Raw genomic sequence first — 23,100 nt, forward strand, 5'->3', positions numbered from 1 at the left:
TCACAGGATCAAATCACGCAGTTCATCAGGCATAGCGCCCGGTTGTTGAATAGCAGCAAGGTCGGCGGCAGATACCGCGTCCCATGCATCCTCGTCCCACAATTGGAACTTGTTCAGCTGGCCCACCAGCATCGCGCGCTTATCGAGCTTGGCGTATTCGCGCAGACGCGGTGGAACCAGAAAACGGCCACTGCCATCGAGCTCGAGGTCGACGGCGTTGCCGATCAATAAACGCTGCAAGCGACGGTTCTCTTCACGAAGCGAAGGGAGTGCACGCAACTTGGTTTCAATAATTTCCCACTCGTCGAGCGGATAGACGCACAAACATGGATCAACGGCATCAATGGTCACGATCAATTGGCCGGAACTGCGCGAATCGAGCTCGTCACGGTACCGGCTCGGCATGGCGAGACGGCCCTTTGCATCGAGACTGATAGCGTTAGCTCCGCGAAACACGTCTGCGTTTCTCCAATTTTTATCGTTTTGAGCTCAAAAAACCCACTTCATGCCACTTTCCGCCACTTGCGCACACTATAGGAATGCGCCCACCACACCGTCAAGGCGCGGATTAAAGGAAAACCCTTACAGAACGGAGATTTAGGAGCATAAAAGGAGGAGCAACGAGAATCTGGCGCGGAGTTTCGACCCATAACTTGATGCAGCACTGAAAGCTGCGCTCGAAAGTTAAAGTAATTTGTTAAGAGTAAGATTTTTTCGGTATTACAAAAGCGCTTCTGCTGTTGATTGAAGCAGGGTGGGAAATGGCTATTACTGCATTTGCCGCTGCCGAACTTTCAGAGCAGGCCTGCTGATATTACACAGCCCTGTCGCCTTTGATTCAAGCAGGGAAAGAAAAAGGTGGAGAGTCGATCTGTAAGCCGGGTTCTGTCTTGAACAGTCATTCGTCTACGATGGCCATCACTGGACATCTTTAGCAACCTACCCGGTCCCAGCGCGGGCCACGCCTTGGGACCCTATTTGGTCTTGCTCCAAGTGGGGTTTACCTAGCCACGAACTGTTGCCAGACGTGCGGTGCGCTCTTACCGCACCTTTTCACCCTTACCGGCGCCGAAGCGCTTAGGCGGTTATTTTCTGTGGCACTTTCCGTAGGCTCACGCCTCCCAGGCATTACCTGGCACTTCGCCCTATGGAGCCCGGACTTTCCTCCCCCCCCTAATTTTCATAGAGGGCAGCGACTGTCCGATCGACTCTCCGCCGCGCAGGTTAACGGCAGAGCGCCTGAAGAACAAGCGCTAATAGCCGCAAAACCTGTCTGCGCGACGGGTTACTCGCCCTTCTGCTGGTCCAGCGCGACCTGGTACAGGACGTTTTTTCGCTCACCGGTAATCTGCGCCGCCAACGCGGCGGCACGCTTTAGCGGCATTTCTTCGAGCAGCAGATTGAGGACGCGCATGGCTTCGCTGCTGACCGCGTCTTCGGACTCCGGCGCCGTCCAGCCGGCCACCAGCACGACGCATTCGCCACGCTGCTGATTGCTGTCGGACTCGACGAACGCGCGCAGCTCAGACAGCGGCAAACCCTTGAGGGTCTCGAAAGTCTTGGTAATCTCACGCGCCAGCAAAGCCGGGCGCTCACCACCAAACACCGTTTCCATATCCTGCAAACATTCGAGAATGCGGTGCGGCGCTTCGTAAAAGATCAGCGTGCGTGGTTCTTCTTTAACGGCTTCAAGGCGCGCTTTGCGCCCGACCGATTTGGCCGGCAAAAAACCCTCAAAGATGAATCGGTCAGACGGCAGACCTGCCGCCGACAACGCCGCGATCAAGGCACAAGCACCCGGCACCGGCACGACATTGATCCCGGCAGCACGAGCCTGACGCACCAGGTGATACCCCGGATCGGAAATCAACGGCGTGCCGGCATCGGAGATCAGGGCGACGTTGTCACCTGCCAGCAAGCGCGTAATAAAACGACTACCTTCATCTCGTTCGTTATGTTCGTGACACGCGGCAAGCGGCGTGGCAATCCCGAAGTGCTGCATCAGCCGCGCCGAGTGACGGGTGTCCTCGGCAGCAATCAACGCCACTTCGCGGAGGATTTTCAGGGCCCGGGCGCTGATGTCGTCCAGGTTGCCGATGGGCGTCGCCACCACATAAAGCGAGCCCGCAGCGGAATTCAAAGGACCTGGAGCAGTCAAAGCGCACACCTCGTGTTCGGTAAAAGCGGGCATTGTAGCGCGTCACGCGACAGGCGATACGCCTGAGCCAAACCCGGTTTTGCCCGCAGTTGTGTGCTGTCGCAACATTTACTCCAGCTAAATTGCCCGTTTCACGCCACTAACATCGCGCCCCGGCCAGTGCTTGGGTACAATTCGACGCTAATTTGATCGAGTATCAGGAACACTTACATGATCGCTTGCCTGCGGCTGTTCACTGCCCTCTGCCTCGCTGCCTTATTGGCGGCTTGCGCCAGCTCCCCTTCCTCCAGCCTTGGCGAACTTCCACGGACTCCGGATGCCAGCATCGAGCAACTGCTCGAACAGGCTACCCAGGCTAAAACCCCGGAAAAATCTGCCCTGTTGCGCTTGAGCGCAGCGGACCTGGCTTATCGTCAGGGGAATGCCGCGCAGTCCGCGCAAATCCTGCAACAAGTGCCGATGGAGCAACTGAAGCCGGGCCAGCAGATTTTCGCCAGCACCTTGAATGCCGAACTGGCCATGACCCGCAATCAGCCGAAAGCCGCGCTGACTGCTCTGAGCCACCCGAGCCTGCAACACCTCGGTGAAATGCCGCAAGAACAGCAGGTTCGTACCGGCACCGTTCACGCCCGCGCCTTTGAAGCCGATGGTCAGACCCTGGCCGCCGCTCGCGAACGTATTTTCATCGCCCCGATGCTGCAAGGCGAAGCCGCGAGCAAGAACCACGAAGCGATCTGGACGCTGATAGCCTCGCTGCCGACTGACCAACTGCAACCGAACACCAGCGACGATCTCGGCGGTTGGATGGGCCTGGCGCTGGCGGTGAAAACCGCTGGCACCCTGGAACAGCAGCAAGCCGCAATCGATGCCTGGCGCGCGCAGAATCCAAAGCACCCGGCAGCCATCAACCTGCCGCAGCCACTGACCAAGCTCAAAGAGCTGGCCAGCCAGCCATTGAGCAAAATCGCCCTGCTGCTGCCACAGGACGGCCAACTGGCAGCGGTCGGTAAAGCACTGCGTGAAGGCTTCATGGCTGCGCACTACCAGGCTCAACAAGCCGGGCAGAAGCCACCAGCCATCGTCTTCTACGACAGCTCGAAGCTGACCTCGATGGACGAGTTTTACCGCAAGGCTCAGGCTGACGGCGTGCAGCTGGTCGTCGGGCCGCTGGAAAAGCCACTGGTCAAACAACTGAGCACTCGCCCGCAATTGCCGATCACCACCCTCGCACTGAACTACAGCGAAGGCGAACAAGGCCCGGCACAGCTGTTCCAGTTTGGTCTGGCCGCTGAAGACGAAGCCCGTGAAGTCTCGCGCCGCGCCCGTGCCGATGGCCTGCACCGCGCCGCCATCATGGTGCCGAAAGGCGAATGGGGCGAGCGCGTGCTGCGTGCTTTCAGTCAGGACTGGCAGGCTAACGGCGGCAGCATCATTGCCATCGAACGCGTTGATCAGCCAGTGCAACTGGCTCAGCAGATTGCCGACATGTTCCAGCTGCGTCAGAGCGAAGCCCGCGCCAAGAGCCTGCAGAATGCTGCGGGCGCCAACGTAGCGGCACAGCCTTCGCGCCGTCAGGACATCGAGTTCATCTTCCTCGCCGCGACGCCGCAACAGGCGCAGCAGATCAAGCCGACCCTGAACTTCCAGTACGCCGGTGACGTTCCGGTTTACGCAACTTCGCACGTGTACAGCGCCAGCGGCGATGTGAACCAGTACAACGATATGAACGGCATTCGCTTCTGCGAAACCCCGTGGCTGCTGGAAACCAGCAACCCACTGCGCCAGCAAGTTGTTGCACAGTGGCCACAAGCCGCCGGCAGCCTCGGCCGCCTGTATGCCATGGGCGTCGACGCTTATCACCTGGCACCGCGCCTGGGTCAACTGAAGGCCCTGCCGGACAGCCGCATCGAAGGTCAATCGGGCAGCCTCGGCATGACCCAGACCCAGCGCGTTGTGCGTCAACTGCCTTGGGCGCAGTTCGTCAGCGGCCAGGTTCAACGCCTGCCGGACACCCCGCGCTAATGCCTGACCGGTCACGCTCGCAAAGCGGCAAGGATGCCGAGCGCCAGGCGCTCGAGCATCTGCAGAATCAGGGGCTGCGCCTGTTGGCGCAGAACTGGCTGTGTAAACGTGGCGAGCTTGATCTGGTCATGCTTGATGGCGATACAGTAGTATTCGTCGAAGTTCGTTACAGAAAAAACACCCAATGGGGTGGCGCGCTCGCTAGCATCGATGGGCGCAAGCAGCAGAAACTGATTTTCGCCGCACAGTATTTTCTTCAGCGCGAGTCGCGTTGGGCCAATTCCCCCTGCCGCTTCGACGTGGTGGCCATCGACAGCCACCCGGATCAGCTGAACTGGTTGCAGAATGCTTTCGACAGTTGATCGTCTGCGTTGCGATCCCACCGACAAATTTTGCTCTTTGCTTTGCGGGCTGCACATTCATGTGCCGAACAGCCGCGCTACTTAAGGTCACACAGATGGACATGCAATCCCGAATTCGCCAGCTTTTCCAGGCCAGTATCGACACCAAGCAACAGGCGATGGACGTACTTGCACCGCACATCGAGCAAGCCAGCCAGATCATGGTCAACGCCCTGCTCAACGAAGGCAAAATGCTTTCGTGCGGCAACGGTGGTTCGGCCGGCGATGCCCAGCACTTCTCCTCGGAGCTGCTCAATCGCTTCGAGCGCGAGCGCCCGAGCCTGCCGGCCATTGCGCTGACGACCGATACGTCGACGATCACCTCGATCGCCAACGACTACAGCTACAACGAAGTGTTCTCCAAACAGATTCGTGCACTCGGCCAGCCGGGCGATGTCTTGCTGGCGATTTCGACTAGCGGTAACTCGGCGAACATTATTCAAGCGATCCAGGCCGCACATGATCGCGAAATGATTGTCGTAGCATTGACCGGTCGCGATGGCGGTGGCATGGCGTCGCTGCTATTGCCAGAGGACGTCGAGATTCGCGTACCGGCCAATGTCACTGCACGTATTCAAGAAGTCCACTTGCTGGCGATCCATTGCCTCTGCGATCTGATCGACAGCCAACTGTTCGGGAGTGAAGAATGACCCCTAATCGCCTTAGCCTTCTGGCCTTGACTCTGTGCCTTGGCATCAGCGGCTGCACCTCGGTGGTAAATGCCAGCCGTGAAGCGCCGATCGATGATGACCGCGGCACCCGCACCTTCGGCAGCAAGATCGACGACTCGTTGATCGAAACCAAAGTGGGCGTAAACGTGGCCAAGGCCGATCCGGCTCTGGACAACGATTCGCACATCGTCGTCACCAGCTTCAACGGCGTTGTCCTGCTCGCCGGTCAAACTCCTCGCGCAGACCTCAAAGCCAAGGCCGAACAGGCCGCTGCCGCCGTCCAACGCGTGAAAACCGTTCATAACGAACTGCAGGTGATACCGCCGTCGGGCTTCCTGGCTCGCCAAAATGACACTTGGCTGACCTCGAAAATCAAGACTCAGATGCTCACCGACGCCAGCATCCCCGGCTCGCGCATCAAAGTCGTGACGGAGAATGGCATCGTCTACCTGCTGGGCCTGCTGACCAAACAGGAAGCCACTCAGGCGACCAATCTGGTGCAGGGCGTTTCCGGCGTGCAGAAAATCGTCAAACTCTTCGAATACATCGACTGATACACAGCTCCTACAGTTTTGAGATGTGCATGCAGTTTTGAGACGCGCATGAAAAAGGCGATCCATCCGGATCGCCTTTTTTTTATTTCACCACTTTCAAGCTTGGCCGGCCGCTAGGGCGCGGTGGCTCGCTGTCCGGTGGCGGCAAGTCGTCATCCGACTCGATCTCTTCCTCGTCATCCATCGGCGACTCGAGATCAAACACCATGCCCTGACCGTTTTCCCGGGCATAGATCCCCAGAATCGCACCAATTGGCACGTAGAGGCTGTGCGGGACGCCACCGAAGCGACCTTCGAAGGTCACCACGTCGTTGTCCATGTGCAAATGACGCACAGCACTTGGCGAGACGTTCAGGACAATTTGCCCGTCACTGGCGAAACCCTGCGGCACTTGCACCGCCGGGTACTCGGAATTGACCAGCATGTGCGGGGTGCAATCGTTATCGACAATCCACTCGTAGAGCGCGCGGACCAGATAAGGTCGACTGGAGTTCATAGCGGCTCCTTAAGCCTTAGCGCATATCGCGTTCGACACCAGACAGACTCGCCTGGAAAGCCTCACGCGCAAACTGGCGCTCCATATAATCAAGCAACGGCTTGGCCGGCCGCGGCAGTTCAATACCCAGAATCGGCAAACGCCAGAGTATTGGCAATAGGCAGCAATCCACCAGACTTTGTTCCTCACTGAGGAAAAATGGCTTGTCGGCGAACAACGGCGACACGCCCGTCAGGCTTTCACGCAATTCCTTGCGCGCCACGACACGCGCGGCCTCTTTGCTTTTCGGATCCAGAATCAGATCCACCAGACCACACCAGTCACGCTGAATGCGGTGAATCAGCAGACGGCTGTTGGCACGCGCCACCGGATAAACCGGCATCAATGGCGGATGCGGGTAACGCTCATCCAGATATTCCATCACCACGGTCGACTCCCACAGCGCCAGGTCACGATCGACCAGCGTAGGCAGACTTCCGTAAGGGTTTACCTCGATCAGTTTAGGCGGCTGACGACCAGCTTCCACATAAATGATCTCGGCGCTGACACCCTTCTCTGCAAGTACGATGCGCACTCGGTGGGAATAGTGGTCGGCGGGGTCGGAGTAACAGGCCAACCGATTGGTCACGCCCATGGCGATCCTCCTCGCTTGTTGAATTTGTCGGAACCGGAAAAACGCGCGCGCCCAGAGGACGCCTCCCGCAATGCCTGGCTAGCCAGACCTTGCGTTTTCGGAGGCGCCCTTGGGCGCGCGCGATTAACAGCAATGCTTGAAGCGTATCAGTGCACGTCTTTCCAGTATTCACGCTTGAGCAAGTAGGCGAACACAAAGAAGAACGCCAAGTACAGCAAAACGTAAGTACCGATGCGCTGATGTTGCAGCTTAACCGGGTTAGCCGAGTAAGCCAGGAAGGTTACCAGATTCTTGACCTTCTCATCGAACTGCTCTTCGTTCAGAGCACCGGACTTCGGCACGATGGTCAGTTGATCGCACGCTTCATGAGTCAGCGGCGTACCGGTCAACGGATCATATTGCTTTTTGCCGTCTTCGACGATCTGTACCTGTTTGCAGCCCACCACCTGACGACCTTGCAGGCCGACGAGTACGTTAGGCATACCGACGTTCGGGAAGACCTTGTTGTTGACACCCCAAGGGCGTGCCGGATCTTCGTAGAACGAGCGCAGGTAACCGTAGAGCCAGTCAGTGCCACGCACACGCGCCACCAGGGTCAGGTCCGGTGGTGCCGCGCCGAACCAGGTCTTGGCGTCGGCAGGCTGCATGCCGATGTTCATGTGATCGCCGATCTTGGCCCCGGTGAACACCAGCTTATCCAGCATCAGTTCGTGAGGAATGCCCAAGTCATCGGCAACCCGTTCGTAACGCTGGAACTTGGCGCTGTGGCAACCCATGCAATAGTTGGCAAAGGTACGCGCGCCATCCTGCAGGGCCGCTTTATCAGCGAGGTCGATGTCGACTTTTTCCAGCTCCGGACCGTGTTCGGCGGCGAAAGACAGGACAGGCAAAGCAGCAAAAATCAGAGCAAAAAATAACTTTTTCATCAGCCAGTCACCCTTTCCGGAACCTTTTTGGTCTTCTCGAGCCTGGTGTAGAACGGCATCAGAATGAAGTAGGCGAAGTACAGGAAGGTGCAGATCTGCGAGACCAGCGTGCGCTCCGGCGTCGGCGCCAGAACGCCCAGGATGCCGAGGATCACGAACGAAATGCAGAACACCACCAGCCAGATTTTGCTCATCCAGCCTTTGTAGCGCATCGATTTGACCGGACTGCGGTCAAGCCACGGCAGGACAAACAGCAAGGCAATCGAGGCGCCCATGGCGATCACGCCCATGAGTTTGTCGGGGATCGCACGCAAGATCGCGTAGAACGGCGTGAAATACCAAACCGGCGCAATATGCTCTGGCGTCTTGAATGGGTTCGCTTGCTCGAAGTTGGGCTTTTCGAGGAAGTAGCCGCCCATTTCCGGGAAGAAGAACACGATAAAGCAGAAGATGAACAGGAACACCACAACACCGACAATGTCTTTCACGGTGTAGTACGGGTGGAAGGCGATGCCGTCCAGCGGGATGCCGTTTTCGTCTTTGTGCTTCTTGATGTCGACGCCGTCAGGGTTGTTCGAACCGACTTCGTGCAGCGCCAGAATGTGCAGCACCACCAGACCAAGAATGACGATCGGCAGAGCGACAACGTGCAGAGCGAAGAAGCGGTTGAGGGTGATCCCGGAGATCAGGTAGTCACCACGAATCCACTGAGTCAGGTCGTTACCGATAACCGGAATCGCACCGAACAGCGAGATGATCACCTGGGCACCCCAGTAGGACATCTGACCCCACGGCAGCAGGTAACCCATGAAGGCTTCAGCCATCAGCGCCAGGTAAATCAGCATGCCGAAGACCCAGACCAGCTCACGCGGTTTCTGGTACGAACCGTAGAGCAAGCCACGGAACATGTGCAGATAGACCACGATGAAGAATGCCGAGGCGCCGGTCGAGTGCAGCAGACGCAGGATCGAGCCGTACTCGACGTCGCGCATGATGTATTCGACGGAAGCGAACGCTTCTTCTGCCGACGGCGTATAGCTCATCGTCAGCCAGACACCGGTGACGATCTGGTTGACCAGCACCAGCAGCGCCAGCGAGCCGAAGAAGTAGAAGAAGTTGAAGTTTTTTGGAGCGTAATACTTGCTGAGATGGTCTTCCCACATTTTGGTCGCAGGGAAGCGTGCATCAACCCAATCCATGAACTTGCTCATCACGCTTTCTCCGTATCGACGCCAATGACAATCAGGTCATCGGTCTCATAGGAATGCGGGGGAACTGGCAGGTTCAAAGGCGCGGGTTGCGACTTGTAGACGCGGCCAGCCAGATCGTAGTGGGAACCGTGGCAAGGGCAGAAATAGCCACCTACCCAGTCTTTACCAAGATCTGCAGGTGCCACTTCGGGACGGAAGGTCGGAGAGCAACCCAAGTGTGTGCAGATCCCGATCAGCAGCAGAATTTCCGGCTTGATCGATCGCACTTCAGGGTCGACATAGGTGGGTTGCGTGGAGTTTTTGGAAGTCGGATCGGAGAGCTGGCCCTCGATCTTCTTAAGATTCCCCAGGATTTCCGCAGTACGGCGGACAATGAACACCGGCTGGCCGCGCCACTCAGCAATCATCTGCTGTCCTGGCTCGATCTTGCTGACATTCACTTTCACCGGTGCACCAGCGGCTTTCGCCTTGGCACTGGGAAACCATGACCCCACGAACGGGACCGCAGCCCCCACCGCTCCTGCAGCACCCACCACGGATGTGGCTGCTACCAAGAAGCGACGCCGGCCTGCATTCACGCCGTCATTGCTCATTCAGTCCTCTCCCATCAGCTTTGTGGCCTGTTAAATCAGGCATCTACTAAATAAATCAATGTTACTTATAAAAATTTTGCCGAGATGGTAATGAAAAGCCCCAATTCTGACAAGGGAATTACCCGGAGCTCATACCCTCAAGCCTTGCAGTATAGGGGGTCTACGAATGTGGCAAGTTGTCACAGCGCAATTCTTTTATAAATCGCAGGCATAAAAAAACGCCCGCTTCCGTGAGGAATCGGGCGTTCTTTTTGAACGTGGAAGCGGAATTAACGCTTCGAGTACTGCGGACGCTTACGCGCTTTACGCAGACCAACTTTCTTACGTTCAACTTCACGGGCGTCGCGAGTAACGAAGCCAGCTTTGCGCAGAGCGCCACGCAGGGTTTCGTCGTAGTCCATCAGAGCGCGAGTGATGCCGTGGCGGATTGCGCCAGCTTGACCACTTACACCACCGCCGATCACGGTGACGTAGATATCGAACTTCTCGACAGTCTCGGTCAGCTCCAGCGGCTGACGAACTACCATGCGGGCAGTTTCGCGGCCGAAGAAGTTATCCAGCGAACGGTTGTTGATGGAGATGTTACCAGTACCCGGACGCAGGAAAACGCGTGCGGTTGCGGTCTTGCGACGGCCAGTGCCGTAATTTTGAGTCGCCGACATAATGTACTATTCCGTTAAAACTTCAGTTCTTGGGGCTGCTGAGCAGTATGTGGGTGTGCAGCGCCCGCATAGACTTTCAGCTTACGGTACATGTCGCGACCCAGTGGGTTTTTAGGCAGCATGCCTTTAACCGCGGTCTCGATCACGCGCTCAGGGGCTTTAGCGATCAGCTTTTCAAAGTTGATCGACTTGATGCCGCCCGGGAAACCGGAGTGGGAGTAGTACATTTTGTCAGTGGTTTTAGCACCGGTAACACGAATCTGCTCAGCGTTGATTACGACGATGTAGTCGCCGGTGTCAACGTGAGGAGTGTACTCAGGCTTGTGCTTGCCACGCAGACGGCTCGCGATTTCGGTGGCCAGACGACCCAGGGTCTGACCAGCAGCGTCGACGACAAACCAGTCGCGCTTTACTGTTTCCGGTTTAGCAGTAAAAGTTTTCATTCTTTATAGCCTCAGGGGCCGCCCTGTAAATTAGACGGCGGATCTTACTGAATAGTGCGTACTTTGACAAGTCAAAGGCAGCCGGATACAGACGCTTTCGGGGGCTCGGGTCGGCGCGTCCGTTCAACGGCAAGATTCTTCGGCGGCGGCGCATCACTTCCACTGCAGAAAGAGGTCGGCAATTATGCAGATTGCGAAAAATATTTCAACCTGCTTTTATGATTGTTTTGCCCAAGGAGCACCCGATGGACTATCGCCAGCTAGGCCGTACCGACCTGAACGTGAGTGCAATCTGCCTCGGCACCATGACCTGGGGCGAGCAAAACACTGAAGCTGAAGCCTTCGCCCAGATCGAAAGGGCCAAAGAGGCCGGGATCAATTTCATCGACACCGCCGAAATGTATCCGGTGCCGCCGAAAGCCGAAACCTACGCCACCACCGAGCGCTACATCGGCAATTACTTCAAAAGTCGCGGCGATCGTGCCGACTGGATCCTCGCCAGCAAAATCGCCGGTCCGGGCAACACCATCGACTACATCCGCGACAAAAACCTGCGCCACAACCGCCAGCACATCACCGCTGCAGTGGATGCCAGCCTCGAGCGACTGCAGACCGACTACATCGACCTGTATCAATTGCACTGGCCGGAACGCAGCACCAATTTTTTCGGACAACTGGGCTATAAGCACAAGATCGAAGCCAATCTGACGCCGCTCGAAGACACCCTCGAAGCGCTCGATGAGCAGGTGAAAGCCGGCAAGATCCGTCACATCGGCCTGTCCAACGAAACGCCGTGGGGCACAATGCGCTTTCTGGCATTGGCCGAAGCCCGTGGCTGGCCGCGCGCGGTGTCGATCCAGAACCCGTACAACCTGCTCAACCGCAGCTTTGAAGTGGGCCTGGCGGAAATCGCCATTCGCGAACAGTGCGGCCTGCTCGCCTATTCGCCGCTGGCGTTCGGTTTCCTCTCGGGCAAATACGAAGGTGGCGCGCGTCCGCCAAAGGGTCGTCTGAGCCTCTACAGCCGCTTCAGCCGCTACTTCAACGCGCAATCTGAAGCTGCGTGCAGTCGCTATGTGGCGCTGGCCCGTGAGCACGGCCTGGATCCGGCGCAGATGGCGTTGGCGTTTGTGACCCAGCAACCGTTCGTCACCAGCAACATCATTGGCGCGACAACGCTTGAGCAACTGGATAGCAACATTGCCAGTTTTGATCTGAAGCTTTCCGATGAAGTGCTCGAAGGGATTGAGGCGATTCACAAGGATCACCCTAACCCGGCACCTTGATTGACCGCTGAAAGCTTCGCGAGCAGGCTCGCTCCCACAGGTACAGCGTGATCCTTGTGGGAGCGAGCCTGCTCGCGAAAGGGGCAGTCAAATCACTGAAAAACTCAGAGCGAGCGCGCGATGATCTCCTTCATGATTTCATTGGTGCCGGCATAGATCCGTTGCACACGTGCATCCGCCCATGCCCGCGCCACCGGGTATTCCCACATGAAGCCGTAACCGCCATGCAACTGCACACACTCGTCGAGTACCTTGCATTGCAGGTCGGTGCCCCAGTATTTCGCCATCGCCGCCGTCGGCACGTCGAGCTTGCCTTGCAGGTGCAACTCCAGGCACTTATCGACGAACACGCGACCAATCTGAATCTCGGTGGCCATCTCCGCCAGTTTGAAACGGGTGTTCTGGAAGTCGGCAATCGCCTTGCCGAACGCCTTGCGGTCACGGGTGTAATCAAGCGTCCATTGCAATGCCGCCTCGGCTGAGGCCAAGCCGCCAATCGCCACGGTCAGACGCTCCTGCGGCAGCTCCTGCATCAGGTACGCAAACCCGGCACCGGCCTGCCCCAGCAGATTCTCCTTCGGCACACGAACATCCTGGAAGAACAATTCCGAGGTGTCCTGCGCCTTCATGCCGACTTTCTCAAGACGCTTGCCTTTGTCGAAGCCCGGCGTATTCGCCTCGACCAGAAACAGGCTGGTGCCCTTGGCGCCCGCCTTCGGATCGGTCTTGGCGACGACAATCACCAGATCAGCCAGAAAGCCATTGGTGATGAAGGTTTTTGAACCGTTGATCACATACTCGTCACCGTCCAGAACGGCGGTGGTCTTCACGCCTTGCAGGTCAGAACCCGCGCCCGGCTCGGTCATCGCAATGGCCGTGACCATCTCCCCCGAGACCAGTTTCGGCAGGTATTTGTGCTTCAGCGCCTCACTGCCGTAATGCAGGATGTACGGCGCAACGATGTCTGAATGCAACGAGAAACCGATGCCGGTCAGCCCCAGCCGACCGACCTCTTCGATCACCACCGCGCTGTAAAGAAAATCTGCGCCCAGGCCGCCATATTCCTCTGGCAGATGCGAGCAGAGCATCCCCGCCTCCCCGGCCTTGTTCCACAGTTTACGGTCGATGTAGCCCTGTTTCTCCCATTGCCCGTGGAACGGCACGGCCTCCTTTTCAAGGAATGTTCGTACGCTGTCGCGGAACAATTCGTGCTCGGGGCTGAACAGGGTTCTGGGAATCATGCGGCACCTTTCTTTCTTGTTGGAGGGAGATGACCTTCAGAGACTATGCCTACCCTCCGACACAGGACACTGGACACATCCGACAAAAAATAAGACGATCCAGCCGTCTGGTGACCACTTTCCCTTATAAAAACAAAACAAAAGTTGAATTATGTCCAAGCAAGTCTCCACGCCCTTGCGGCGCGTCAGCATCCTGGCGATCGACCAGGTTTTCGCTTTCACCCTCATGCAAGCCAAGGATTTTTTTCATGTGGCGAGCCTGCGTTACGGTAAGCAACTGGGCCACGGCCTGACTCCGGCGTTTGAAACCCGCCTGGTCAGCCCCGACGGTAAACCGGTGAAAAGCTTCAGTGACGTGGTCATCCCGGTGGACGGCGGTCTGGAAAACACCGATATCATCATCCTTCCAGCGTTCTGGGATGATTTCGATACGTTGTGCAGCCGTTACCCGCAAATCCTTCCTTGGCTACGCGAGCAGCACGCTCGCGGCGCCGTGCTCTGCGGTGAAGCCACCGGGGTGTTCTGGCTGGCCGAGGCCGGGCTGCTCAATGGCAAGGAAGCGACCACGTACTGGCGCTTCTTTAACGCCTTTGCCGAACGCTTCCCCAGGGTGCACCTCAATCAGGACAAGCACCTGACCGACGCTGACAATCTTTATTGCGCCGGCGGCACCACGTCGGCCTGCGATCTTTACATCTACCTGATCGAGCGCTTCTGCGGCGCGAACGTGGCGCAAGCAGTGGCCCGCGACATTCTTTACGAAGTACAGCGCAACTATTCGCCGGGGCGTATCGGTTTCGGCGGGCAGAAGCTGCATCAGGATGTGATCATCCTGCAGATCCAGCATTGGCTCGAAGAGCATTTTGCCGACAAGTTCCGCTTCGAAGACGTCGCCCGCGAACACGGCATGAGCATCCGCAACTTCATGCGCCGCTTCCAGACCGCCACCGGCGACAAGCCGCTGCATTACCTGCAACGCCTGCGTATCGAGACCGCCAAGGGCTTGCTCTCGGGCAGTCGCAAGAGCATCAAGACCATCAGTTATGAGGTTGGTTACGACGATGCGAGCTTCTTTGCGCGGCTATTTCGCCAGCACACGGAGCTGTCGCCGAACCAGTATCGGCAGCAGTTTCAGCAGGCAGCATAACCTAGGCGCAACAGCGAAATTCCAATGTGGGAGCGAGCCTGCTCGCGAATTCGGTTTTACATTCACTAAGATTGTTGGCTGACACACCGCTTTCGCGAGCAGGCTCGCTCCCACAGGGAAGATCTTCAGCGCATAAAAAAGGGCCTGCAATTGCAGGCCCTTTTTATTTGCCGAACGCTATTTAAGGCTTGTGCGCCCGCGACAGGAATTCGTGCGATTGCATTTCCAGCAGTCGGCTCAGCGTGCGCTGGAACTCGAAGTTCAGGCGGCCGCCGGTGTACAGATCTTTCAGCTCGACTTCGGCAGAAATGATCAGTTTGACGTTACGGTCGTAGAATTCGTCGACCATATTGATGAAGCGTCGGGCGATATCGTCGGTGGTGACGCTCATCTGCTCGACACCGCTTAGCAGCACGGCGTGGAAGATCTTGCCCAGTTCGATGTAGTCGTTCTGGCTGCGTGGGCCATCGCACAGTTCGCGGAAGTCGAACCAGGCCACGTCATCGCAAGTGCGCAGGGCACGGATTTCGCGGTTCTCGATCATCAACACGTCGTTCTCGACGGCTGCTGTGCATTCTGGCGTCAACGCCTTGAAGCTCTTGCGCAAGCTCTCGTGAGCGGCTTCGTCGAGCGGATAGTGGAACAGCTCCGCTTGTTCGAGGTGACGCAGACGGTAGTCGACGCCGCTGTCGACGTTGACGATCTCGGTGTTCTGCTTGATCAGCGCGATGGCTGGCAGGAAGCGCGCGCGTTGCAGGCCGTCCTTGTACAGACCGTCCGGGACGATGTTCGACGTCGCGACCAGAGTCACGCCGTTCTTGAACAGCTCTTCCATCAAGGTGCCGAGAATCATCGCGTCGGTGATGTCGGAAACGAAGAACTCATCGAAGCAGATCACCCGCGATTCAGTCGCAAAACGCTTGGCGATGATGGTCAGCGGATTTTTCTCGCCGCCGAGGGTTTTCATCTCTTCGTGCACGCGCTTCATGAAGCGGTGGAAGTGGGTGCGGGTCTTTTCCTTGAACGGCAGCGCTTCGAAGAAGGTGTCGACCAGGTAAGTCTTGCCGCGACCTACGCCGCCCCAGAAATACAGGCCCTTGACCGGCGTCTGATCTTTTTTGCCGAACAGCTTGCTCAGCAGACCCGGTTTGTTCTGATCGGCGGCGATCAGATCCTCGTACAGACGCTGCAGATGACGCACAGCAGTTTCCTGCGCGGCGTCATGGAAGAAGTCCGGGCGTTTCAGATCAGCTTGGTATCGTTCTAGGGGCGTCATAATTCGTTAGCAAGGCAACAAAAACGGGCCGTCACTGTAGCGACGGCCCGTGGGAATGGCAATCGGCCCTTGGTCGGACCGTGCCGCCGATTAGTCCTGAACCGGGGTCAGCGCAACGCGCAGCGCCGCAACGGCCGCGTCCCGCGCAGCAGCGTCGGCGAACGCCGGGCTGTCGCCAACGCACTCGCCTTCCAGCCAGACGTTGAAGCTCAGGTCTGCGCTGCGCACGTCCAGCGGCTGGCCGGATTGCAGTTGCTTGGTCACCTGGCCTGCGGTTTTGCCGTCGGCGAAGTTGCGCGACAGCAGCAGTTGCTCGCCATCGGCCGCCAGCAGACGGAAACGGAAGCTGCCATCGTCTTCACGGAAGCTGACGAAACGTGCGGCTTTCGCGGCTTTCTTCTTGGTGGTCGCAGCGACCTGAACCTGATTGACGAAGGAGCGCAGGCCAACGGCTTCGCGCAGTTCGTTGAGGAACGGCGTCGCCACGGCACGGGCCTTCTTCGCGCCGATCTGCAGGATGTCTTCCAGATCCGCCGGGCGCTCGATCAACTGGTGATACTTGTCGCGTGCTTCGCCGAGATCGTTGTCGAGCAATTGGAAGAGACGGTTCTTCGCCTCACCCCAACCCAGACCGCTGAGCAATTCGCTGCGGAACTCGTCAGCCTGCGCCGGCGTGGCGAAGGCCTGGAACAGCGTGAACAGGTGCGAGTTATCCGGATCCTTGGCTTCGCCCGGCGCTTTGGAGTCAGTGACGATCCGCGAGATCGCGTCCTTCATCTCTTTGGCGCTGGAGAACAACGGAATGGTGTTGTCGTAGCTCTTCGACATCTTGCGACCGTCGAGGCCTGGCAGCGTCGCCACGCTCTCTTCGATCAGCGCTTCGGGCATGGTGAAGAATTCTTTGCCCTGACCGAACAGGTGGTTGAAGCGCTGGCCAATGTCGCGGGCCATTTCCACGTGCTGGATCTGGTCACGACCGACCGGCACCTTGTGCGCGTTGAACATCAGAATGTCCGCCGCCATCAGCACCGGATAGCTGTACAAGCCCATGGTGATGCCGGCATCCGGGTCTTCACCGGTTTCAACGTTCTTGTCTACCGAGGCCTTATAGGCGTGGGCACGATTGAGCAGGCCCTTGGCGGCGACGCAGGTCAGCAGCCAGGTCAGCTCAGGGATTTCCGGGATGTCGGACTGGCGGTAAAAGGTCACGCGGTCGACATCGAGGCCACCGGCCAGCCAGGTCGCGGCGATTTCCAGACGCGAGCGCTGAATGCGCAGCGGGTCATCGCATTTGATCAGGGCGTGGTAGTCGGCCAGGAAGTAGAACGAATCGGCATTGCTGTCGCGACTGGCGAGGATCGCCGGGCGGATGGCGCCGGCGTAGTTGCCCAAGTGCGGGGTGCCGGTGGTGGTGATGCCGGTGAGGATACGGGTACGGTTCGTCATGGGTAATCGCTTGTCAGACTGCAATCAATTCGAGAGACGCGGCAGGATCAGATCCTTGAGATCGGTCAGCTTGCCATGAAAAAAGTGTCCGCATTCTGCCACTTTCAGCAGCTCATGGGGGCGCTGGAGTTTTTCCGACCAGTCGTAGACCAGCTGCGGATCGATGACTTCGTCGGTTTCCGGCTGGATCACCGTGAGTTCACCGTGTTGCGGCAGTTGGTCCTGCTCGCCAAGACGCATCACCGCCGGGGCGACCATGAACAGATGCTTGAGCTGCACACCCTGCGCTTCGAGACGGCCGCCGAGACTTGCCGCAACAAATCCGCCGAAGGAGAAACCGAACAGCGTCAGCGGCAGCTCCGGGTGTTTTTCCCGCAGCCACTGGGCGGCAGCCTGGGCATCGTCGACTTCACCGGTGCCCATGTCGTGCGAACCCTCGCTGGCGCCAACGCCGCGATAGTTGAAACGCAAGGTGATCAACCCCGCATCGCGCGCGGTGCGCTGCAGGGTCGAGACGACCTTGTTGAGCATGGTGCCGCCCTGCACCGGGTTCGGATGGCAGATCAGCGCGATGCCGCGTGGCTGCTCGTTGTCCAGGTACAAGCTTTCCAATTGACCCACCGGGCCGTCAATAACAACTGGGGTTTCACGCATCAGCAAGGAAGGAACTCCGTGACCTCGAATCGGGTCGACTCGTCTAGCAAATTGTCTGTGCCAATCTATTGCGAGTGAATCGCGGTATACAGCGCAGGTTCGAGCCGTTAACGTAAAGCAAAGCCGTTTATAGAGGAAGGACTCGTGGAACACTCGCTCTTAGTTTGGTTGTTACCGACTCTTGCCCTGGTTGTGGGTGTCGCCATTGGATTCCTGATCGCGCGCGTTGTGCCCAGCGCCGCACCGAGCCGCACGCAGCGTCAACTGGATGATATCCAGGAGCGTTTCGACAGCTACCAGAACGAAGTGGTCACTCACTTCAACAGCACCGCAACGCTGGTCAAGAAGCTGACCCAGAGCTACCAGGAAGTGCAGGATCATCTCGCCGAGGGTGCCAACCGTCTGGCCCTGGACGAGCAGACCCGTCAACGCCTGATCGCTGCCCTGCATGCTGACGCCGTACAGACCCCACGCGAACGCCTGACGCCTCCGCGCGATCAGGAGCCGCCACGTGACTACGCACCGAAAACCCCGAACGCGCCGGGCATGCTCGATGAGCATTATGGTCTGAAGAAGTAACCAGCCTTAGCGCCAAACAAAAAGCCCCCGGACAGTGATGTGTCCGGGGGCTTTTTGTATCTGCTGTCTTCGGTTTCTGTTGCGCGCCCTTCGCGAGCAGGCTCGCTCCCACAGGGAACTGCATTTCAAAGGTGGGAGCGAGCCTGCTCGCGAAGGGGCCAGCACAGTCCACACACAAAAATGCCCGGTCACAGGACCGGGCATTTCCTCATGCGGGCATTCGCTTACGGATATTGCTGAACCGTGCCCGGCTGCTGTTGCTGCTGACCACCATATTGCTGACCCGGGATCGCCTTCAGGTTGACCTCAACCCGACGGTTCTGCGCCCGGCCATTGACGTCACCGTTGCTGGCAATCGGATTATCCGGGCCGGCGCCACGGGCTGTCAGGTTGGCACCACTGACACCCTGCGACGTCAGGTAGGTCGCGACACTCTGCGCACGACGCTGCGACAGGTCCATGTTGTGCTGACGGCTGCCGGTGCTGTCGGTGTAACCGACGATCTCGATCTGGTTCTGGTTGAACTCTTTCAGCGAGTTGGCCAGGTTGTTCAGCGGCTGATAGAAGCTCGATGCAATGTTCGCCGAGTCAGTCGCAAACGTGATGTTGCCCGGCATGATCAGCTTGATCTGATCGCCCTGACGCTGAACTTCCACGCCAGTGTTGGCCATGCTGGCACGTAGTTTGGCTTCCTGCTTGTCAGCGTAGTAACCGTAACCGGCCGCCGAAGCACCCACCACAGCGGCGCCGATCAAGGCACCCTTGCCGCGATTGTTATGGTCGATGGCAGCACCGGCCAAAGCACCGGCCAGAGCGCCAAGGCCACCGTACTTGGCGGTTTTGCTCATGCCTTGAGAGCCACCGTCGGCCTGACCCTGATTGTCATACGGGTTAGGCGAGGCGCAGCCGGACAGCATGGCCACGGCAGTAGCGACAATAATCAAACGACGCGTGGTGAACATGGAAAGCTCCTACTTTTGCATTCTATGGTGGCCATTTGGCAATGGACCTGTGCGGGCGTTGGATCATGACAATGCAGAAAAATTCCGCCGACGACTCGTGACAAAATATTTAGGCCCGCACAAACGGGTTTTCGCGCATTTCATCACCCAGACGCGTATCCGGGCCGTGCCCGGTGACGACCGTTGCGTCTTCGTCCAGTGTGTACAGCCGCTGTTTGATCGAACGCACGATGGTCGCCTGATCGCCGCCCCACAAATCCGTGCGCCCTACGCCGCGACGAAACAACGTATCGCCGGCTATCAACAGCTTAGCCTCGGAAAACCAAAAGCTCATGGAACCTGGCGTATGCCCCGGCGTATGCAGCGCCACGCCGCAGCCGCAAGCCAGTTCTTCATCATCGCTCAACCAGCGATCCGGCGATGGCACCGGAATGTAGGGCACGCCGAACATCTGGCACTGCATCTCCAGGTTGTCCCACAGGAACTGATCTTCCTTGTGCAGATGCAGGGTCGCGCCGGTTTTCTCCTTCATCTGCCCGGAAGCCAGGAAGTGATCGAGGTGCGCGTGGGTATGGATGATGCTGACGACTTTCAGACCATGAGCATCGAGGCGCGCCATGATCAGGTCGGGGTTGCCGCCCGGGTCGACGACGATGGCTTTCTTCGTAACAGGGTCGCCGATGATCGTGCAGTTGCACTGAAGCGGACCGACGGGGAAGGTTTCGCGGATCAGCGACGGGGTTGGAGCAGACATGAAAATCCTCGACAGACGGCTAATGGCGTTTGCTCAGGATTCTACCTCGGGCAACGTCAGCGGTAACGCCGGTGCGGGCTTTGAGATTCAGCTGGTGGCTTGCCGGTTAACTCAGCACCCCCAGTTCTTTCGCCCGAGCGACGGCTTGCGTACGTCGCTCAACCCCCAACTTGCTGTTGATATGGCTGGCGTGGGTTTTTACCGTGTGCAACGAGATGAACAGTTGATCGCTGATCTCCTGGTTCGAACAGCCTTGGGCGATCAGGCGCAGTACCGACAATTCCCGACTGCTGAGTTGCTCGGTGCCACTCGAATCAATGACCGGACGGGACGGCGCTGAAGGGAAGTGCTGGAGCAATTGCTGACCCGCCAACGCTGGCGAAGCCAGCAATTGTCCGCGCAGCCAATCTCCCTGCTCTTTCACTAATGCATCAAACGGCTGCAACACGCCCCCTGCCGCCGCCTCCAGCGCCTGACTCAGCGCTCTGCGCGCCTCCGGCTCACGTCCACCTGCCAGCAATAGCGCCACTTTCTGCGTCAACGCCATCACACACAGCAACTGCCGCCCGGTTTGCTGACCGTTCTCATGCAACACGTTCAGCCGCCCTTCGGCGAGCATCGGTTGACCCTGAATCAGGTCGAGCAGCGCCTGTTGCAGTTCTACATGCAGGGGCAACTGTGGATGAAATTCCGGCGGCGCGGCAGCGCGCTCGCCGGTGTAGGTCTGGCCCAGTCGCGCCAGCCAGGCTTCGGCCAGATCGGTGCGGCCCTGCGCCAGCCACAGCTCACATTTGACCAGCGTAATCATTGCCAGATAGTAAATAGGCGGAACGTCCCAGATGTGCATCAGCCGTTCGGCTTCCGCCAGTTCGGCGAAGGCCTTGGCGAACTCGCCGCTGGCGCCGTCCAGACGCGCGATCACGCAATGGCCGATCAGCACGCTGATATCGCGACAGGCGCGTGCTTCACCGATACCGGCCAATAATCGCGTGCGGGCGGCTTGTGGCTGCAGGCGCATCGCCAACAGAAAACCTTCGTACAACGTCAGCCGAGCACGCACCGCGTACAAGCGTTGTGGCGACAGACCGCGCAGACGCTCCAGGCCCTGATGGACTTCATCGAGTGCGCGCAGAATTTCGCCGCGCGCCTGCAAGACCCGCGCGCGGTCGTAATGCGCCAAAGCTTCGAACAGTGGATTGCCGACCCGCTGCGCCAACTCAAGCGATTCGCGGTTCAAGCCGCGCGCGCGCCAGAGATCGCCATCGGCAATGGCCAGATTGGACAGCGTCGATAAACACATCAGCCGCTGGCCGTACCGCTTCGCCGGCAGGCTCTCCAAGGCTTCGGTGCAATAGTTGAGGGTCAACTCGCGATGACCGCGCCCGCGGGCGATGATCCCGCTCAGCGCCAGCCATTGCGCAAGCATCGACTTTTGCGCCGTGGCTGACGGCGCTGGCAAGAAGCGGCTCAAATGGCTGGACAACTCTTCCGCAGCGTCCAGCTGACAGGCCAGCCCCAGCGCCCAACTGTAGAGGACGATCAGCCGTGGTGTGCTGACCAGCAGACTGTCGGGCAAGTCCATTTTCCAGCGCAGGAGCATGCCGACGTTCTGCTCGGCCAACAGTTGCTCCTCGGACAGGTTCTGCACCAGGTTCGCCGCCACATCGAGGTGCCCAGCACGTAACGCCTGCTCCACCGCTTCGTCGAGCAAACCCTGCGCGTTGAACCAGCGGCAGGCGCGCAGATGCAGGGTCGCGGGCGGCACCAACGCTTGCGCAATCGGCCGGCTGCGCAGCAGATCGGAGAACAGATGGTGATAACGATACCAGTGCCCGTGCTCATCCAGCGGCACCAGAAATACCTGATGCGCCAGCAAAAAGCGCAGGATTTCGGCGCTGTCATGGGCTTCACGCACCGCATCGCACAATTCGCTGCAAAAGCGTTCCTGCGGCGCGGTGTCGTAAAGAAATGCCTGCACTTCGGTAGGCAGGCAATCGATGACTTCTTCCAGCAAGTAATCGCGAATCAGCCCTTCCCCGCCGTTCAACGCTTGCGGCAACGTCGCGTCACTGCCGGCTTCGGCCACCGCCAGTAACCAGAAGCGCAGCCCGGCAACCCAGCCTTCGCTGCGCTGGATCAGGTTCTCCAGCGCTTCGCCACGCAATGAACTGCTGTGGCGATCGAGCAAGGTCAGGGCTTCGTCGTGGGTCAGGCGCAAGTCCTGTTCGTGCAATTCAAGCAACTGGCGGGACAGGCGCAACCGCGCCAGGTGCCAGTCCGGGCGCTGCCGACTGGTGACCATCACCAGCAAACCGTCAGGCAAATGATTGAGGAAAAATTGCAGGCAACGGTCGAGCACCGGGCCCTGGGCGAGATGGTAATCGTCGAGTACCAGCAGCAATGGCGCCGCTGGATCAAGGTGCAGCGCCAGCTCGTCAAGCAAGCCGTCGAGCCATTCTTCGAAGGCAAACGGCTGATGGCGTTGACGCATTTTCAGCAGCCCTAACGCGCGACTGCCCAACTGCGGAAAATAATCCTGCAACCCTTCGAGCAGGCGTTCGAGAAACCGCCCGGGGTCGCTGTCTCGCGGGCTCAGCCCCAACCAGAGACTCTGCCAATACGCCGGCAGGCTCTGACAGAACTCCACCGCCAGCGAACTCTTGCCGAACCCGGCGGGGGCGCTGATCAGCAACAGCCGCCCACCGAGCCCGGCTTGCAGGCGCTCGCAAAGGCGTGGGCGCAATACGTATCCGTCAGGCAATGGCGGGCGAAAAAATCGCCCGTCCAATGCCGCGACGGCAACACTTGCGGGACCCGGAAGTGGGGACAGATCAGTCATGGCCGGCTCTTGTTCGAATTGCTGTTGGCGGCGTTGCAGATGTCCGCAGACTAGCCTTAAACGAACCGGTTATGAAGGTTGCTGCTACAAATGGCTACAAAAAGGTTCCAGCAAAACGTCAGGAAAAAAAACGCCCCGAACCAGT

At 58.5% G+C, this 23,100-nt stretch carries 23 protein-coding genes and 1 other RNA gene; 7 read left to right on the top strand and 17 right to left on the bottom strand.

Going from position 1 to position 23,100, the window contains the following annotated elements:
* The 3 genes from mraZ to rsmI form a co-directional block, all read right to left on the bottom strand.
* Nucleotides 1-456, bottom strand: coding sequence for a division/cell wall cluster transcriptional repressor MraZ (gene mraZ / locus JFT81_RS18525; protein ID WP_053154948.1), 456 nt, complete (start codon nt 454-456; stop codon nt 1-3).
* A gap of 402 nt (nt 457-858) precedes the next feature.
* An RNA gene (gene rnpB / locus JFT81_RS18530) (RNase P RNA component class A) lies at nt 859-1,212 on the bottom strand.
* Between the two features lie 73 nt (nt 1,213-1,285).
* Entirely contained in the window at nt 1,286-2,191 is a 906-nt protein-coding gene (gene rsmI / locus JFT81_RS18535; protein WP_201228440.1) for a 16S rRNA (cytidine(1402)-2'-O)-methyltransferase, read from the bottom strand.
* A gap of 177 nt (nt 2,192-2,368) precedes the next feature.
* Between rsmI and JFT81_RS18540 the strand changes: the two genes are divergently transcribed.
* The 4 genes from JFT81_RS18540 to JFT81_RS18555 all read left to right on the top strand — a co-directional run bounded on the left by JFT81_RS18540 (nt 2,369) and on the right by JFT81_RS18555 (nt 5,806).
* Entirely contained in the window at nt 2,369-4,180 is a 1,812-nt protein-coding gene (locus tag JFT81_RS18540; protein ID WP_201228441.1) for a penicillin-binding protein activator, read from the top strand.
* Nucleotides 4,180-4,542: a YraN family protein gene (locus JFT81_RS18545; RefSeq protein ID WP_126366239.1), complete on the top strand. Its 363-nt coding sequence runs from the start codon at nt 4,180-4,182 to the stop codon at nt 4,540-4,542. Before JFT81_RS18540 ends, JFT81_RS18545 begins: the two co-directional genes overlap by 1 nt.
* 95 nt (nt 4,543-4,637) lie before the next feature.
* Nucleotides 4,638-5,231, top strand: coding sequence for a phosphoheptose isomerase (locus JFT81_RS18550; protein ID WP_008082788.1), 594 nt, complete (start codon nt 4,638-4,640; stop codon nt 5,229-5,231).
* Nucleotides 5,228-5,806: a BON domain-containing protein gene (locus tag JFT81_RS18555; RefSeq protein WP_201228442.1), complete on the top strand. Its 579-nt coding sequence runs from the start codon at nt 5,228-5,230 to the stop codon at nt 5,804-5,806. Before JFT81_RS18550 ends, JFT81_RS18555 begins: the two co-directional genes overlap by 4 nt.
* A gap of 82 nt (nt 5,807-5,888) precedes the next feature.
* Here JFT81_RS18555 and JFT81_RS18560 read toward each other — a convergent pair whose 3' ends face one another.
* From JFT81_RS18560 to rplM, 7 genes are all read right to left on the bottom strand, one after another.
* A complete protein-coding gene (locus JFT81_RS18560; protein WP_201146586.1) occupies nt 5,889-6,302 on the bottom strand; it encodes a ClpXP protease specificity-enhancing factor in 414 nt (137 codons plus the stop codon).
* A 16-nt stretch (nt 6,303-6,318) separates the two neighbouring features.
* Entirely contained in the window at nt 6,319-6,936 is a 618-nt protein-coding gene (locus JFT81_RS18565) for a glutathione S-transferase N-terminal domain-containing protein (protein ID WP_007961620.1), read from the bottom strand.
* 146 nt (nt 6,937-7,082) lie between these two features.
* Nucleotides 7,083-7,862 carry a cytochrome c1 gene (locus tag JFT81_RS18570; protein ID WP_201146585.1) on the bottom strand — a complete coding sequence of 260 codons (780 nt, stop codon included), beginning with the start codon at nt 7,860-7,862 and terminating at the stop codon, nt 7,083-7,085.
* Nucleotides 7,862-9,073 (bottom strand): cytochrome bc complex cytochrome b subunit, encoded by a 1,212-nt coding sequence (locus JFT81_RS18575; protein WP_201146584.1) that lies wholly within the window; start codon nt 9,071-9,073, stop codon nt 7,862-7,864. Before JFT81_RS18575 ends, JFT81_RS18570 begins: the two co-directional genes overlap by 1 nt.
* On the bottom strand, nt 9,073-9,666 hold the full coding sequence (gene petA, locus JFT81_RS18580) for a ubiquinol-cytochrome c reductase iron-sulfur subunit (protein WP_003228055.1): 594 nt from the start codon (nt 9,664-9,666) through the stop codon (nt 9,073-9,075). Before petA ends, JFT81_RS18575 begins: the two co-directional genes overlap by 1 nt.
* A 269-nt stretch (nt 9,667-9,935) precedes the next feature.
* The gene (rpsI, locus tag JFT81_RS18585; protein WP_003205364.1) at nt 9,936-10,328 is read right to left on the bottom strand and encodes a 30S ribosomal protein S9; all 393 of its coding nucleotides are present in this window, start codon (nt 10,326-10,328) and stop codon (nt 9,936-9,938) included.
* Between the two features lie 14 nt (nt 10,329-10,342).
* Complete coding sequence (gene rplM / locus JFT81_RS18590; protein ID WP_007917032.1) at nt 10,343-10,771, bottom strand: 50S ribosomal protein L13; 429 nt, start codon at nt 10,769-10,771, stop codon at nt 10,343-10,345.
* Between the two features lie 245 nt (nt 10,772-11,016).
* Between rplM and JFT81_RS18595 the strand changes: the two genes are divergently transcribed.
* Nucleotides 11,017-12,057, top strand: coding sequence for an NADP(H)-dependent aldo-keto reductase (locus JFT81_RS18595; RefSeq protein ID WP_008080271.1), 1,041 nt, complete (start codon nt 11,017-11,019; stop codon nt 12,055-12,057).
* A 104-nt stretch (nt 12,058-12,161) separates the two neighbouring features.
* Here JFT81_RS18595 and JFT81_RS18600 read toward each other — a convergent pair whose 3' ends face one another.
* Entirely contained in the window at nt 12,162-13,298 is a 1,137-nt protein-coding gene (locus JFT81_RS18600) for an acyl-CoA dehydrogenase family protein (protein ID WP_201146582.1), read from the bottom strand.
* 250 nt (nt 13,299-13,548) lie between these two features.
* Between JFT81_RS18600 and JFT81_RS18605 the strand changes: the two genes are divergently transcribed.
* A complete protein-coding gene (locus tag JFT81_RS18605; protein ID WP_177323306.1) occupies nt 13,549-14,445 on the top strand; it encodes a GlxA family transcriptional regulator in 897 nt (298 codons plus the stop codon).
* Between the two features lie 181 nt (nt 14,446-14,626).
* On the opposite strand, the gene zapE is transcribed toward JFT81_RS18605, so the two are convergent.
* The 3 genes from zapE to JFT81_RS18620 all read right to left on the bottom strand — a co-directional run bounded on the left by zapE (nt 14,627) and on the right by JFT81_RS18620 (nt 17,821).
* Nucleotides 14,627-15,721 (bottom strand): cell division protein ZapE, encoded by a 1,095-nt coding sequence (zapE, locus tag JFT81_RS18610; protein ID WP_034156483.1) that lies wholly within the window; start codon nt 15,719-15,721, stop codon nt 14,627-14,629.
* 90 nt (nt 15,722-15,811) lie between these two features.
* Complete coding sequence (locus tag JFT81_RS18615) at nt 15,812-17,167, bottom strand: tryptophan--tRNA ligase (RefSeq protein WP_201228443.1); 1,356 nt, start codon at nt 17,165-17,167, stop codon at nt 15,812-15,814.
* 24 nt (nt 17,168-17,191) lie between these two features.
* Complete coding sequence (locus JFT81_RS18620; protein WP_201230582.1) at nt 17,192-17,821, bottom strand: alpha/beta fold hydrolase; 630 nt, start codon at nt 17,819-17,821, stop codon at nt 17,192-17,194.
* A gap of 144 nt (nt 17,822-17,965) precedes the next feature.
* Here JFT81_RS18620 and JFT81_RS18625 point away from each other — a divergent pair, with 144 nt between their 5' ends.
* The gene (locus JFT81_RS18625) at nt 17,966-18,400 is read left to right on the top strand and encodes a DUF1043 family protein (RefSeq protein ID WP_008086953.1); all 435 of its coding nucleotides are present in this window, start codon (nt 17,966-17,968) and stop codon (nt 18,398-18,400) included.
* 224 nt (nt 18,401-18,624) lie between these two features.
* Here JFT81_RS18625 and JFT81_RS18630 read toward each other — a convergent pair whose 3' ends face one another.
* The 3 genes from JFT81_RS18630 to JFT81_RS18640 all read right to left on the bottom strand — a co-directional run bounded on the left by JFT81_RS18630 (nt 18,625) and on the right by JFT81_RS18640 (nt 22,955).
* Nucleotides 18,625-19,362, bottom strand: coding sequence for an OmpA family protein (locus tag JFT81_RS18630; RefSeq protein WP_201228444.1), 738 nt, complete (start codon nt 19,360-19,362; stop codon nt 18,625-18,627).
* Between the two features lie 109 nt (nt 19,363-19,471).
* Complete coding sequence (locus JFT81_RS18635) at nt 19,472-20,116, bottom strand: MBL fold metallo-hydrolase (RefSeq protein WP_201228445.1); 645 nt, start codon at nt 20,114-20,116, stop codon at nt 19,472-19,474.
* A gap of 106 nt (nt 20,117-20,222) precedes the next feature.
* On the bottom strand, nt 20,223-22,955 hold the full coding sequence (locus tag JFT81_RS18640) for a LuxR C-terminal-related transcriptional regulator (protein ID WP_201228446.1): 2,733 nt from the start codon (nt 22,953-22,955) through the stop codon (nt 20,223-20,225).
* Between the last annotated feature and the right edge of the window lie 145 nt (nt 22,956-23,100).

Origin of the sequence: Pseudomonas sp. TH43 (genome assembly GCF_016650635.1) — a bacterium.
Classification (GTDB): Bacteria; Pseudomonadota; Gammaproteobacteria; order Pseudomonadales; family Pseudomonadaceae; genus Aquipseudomonas.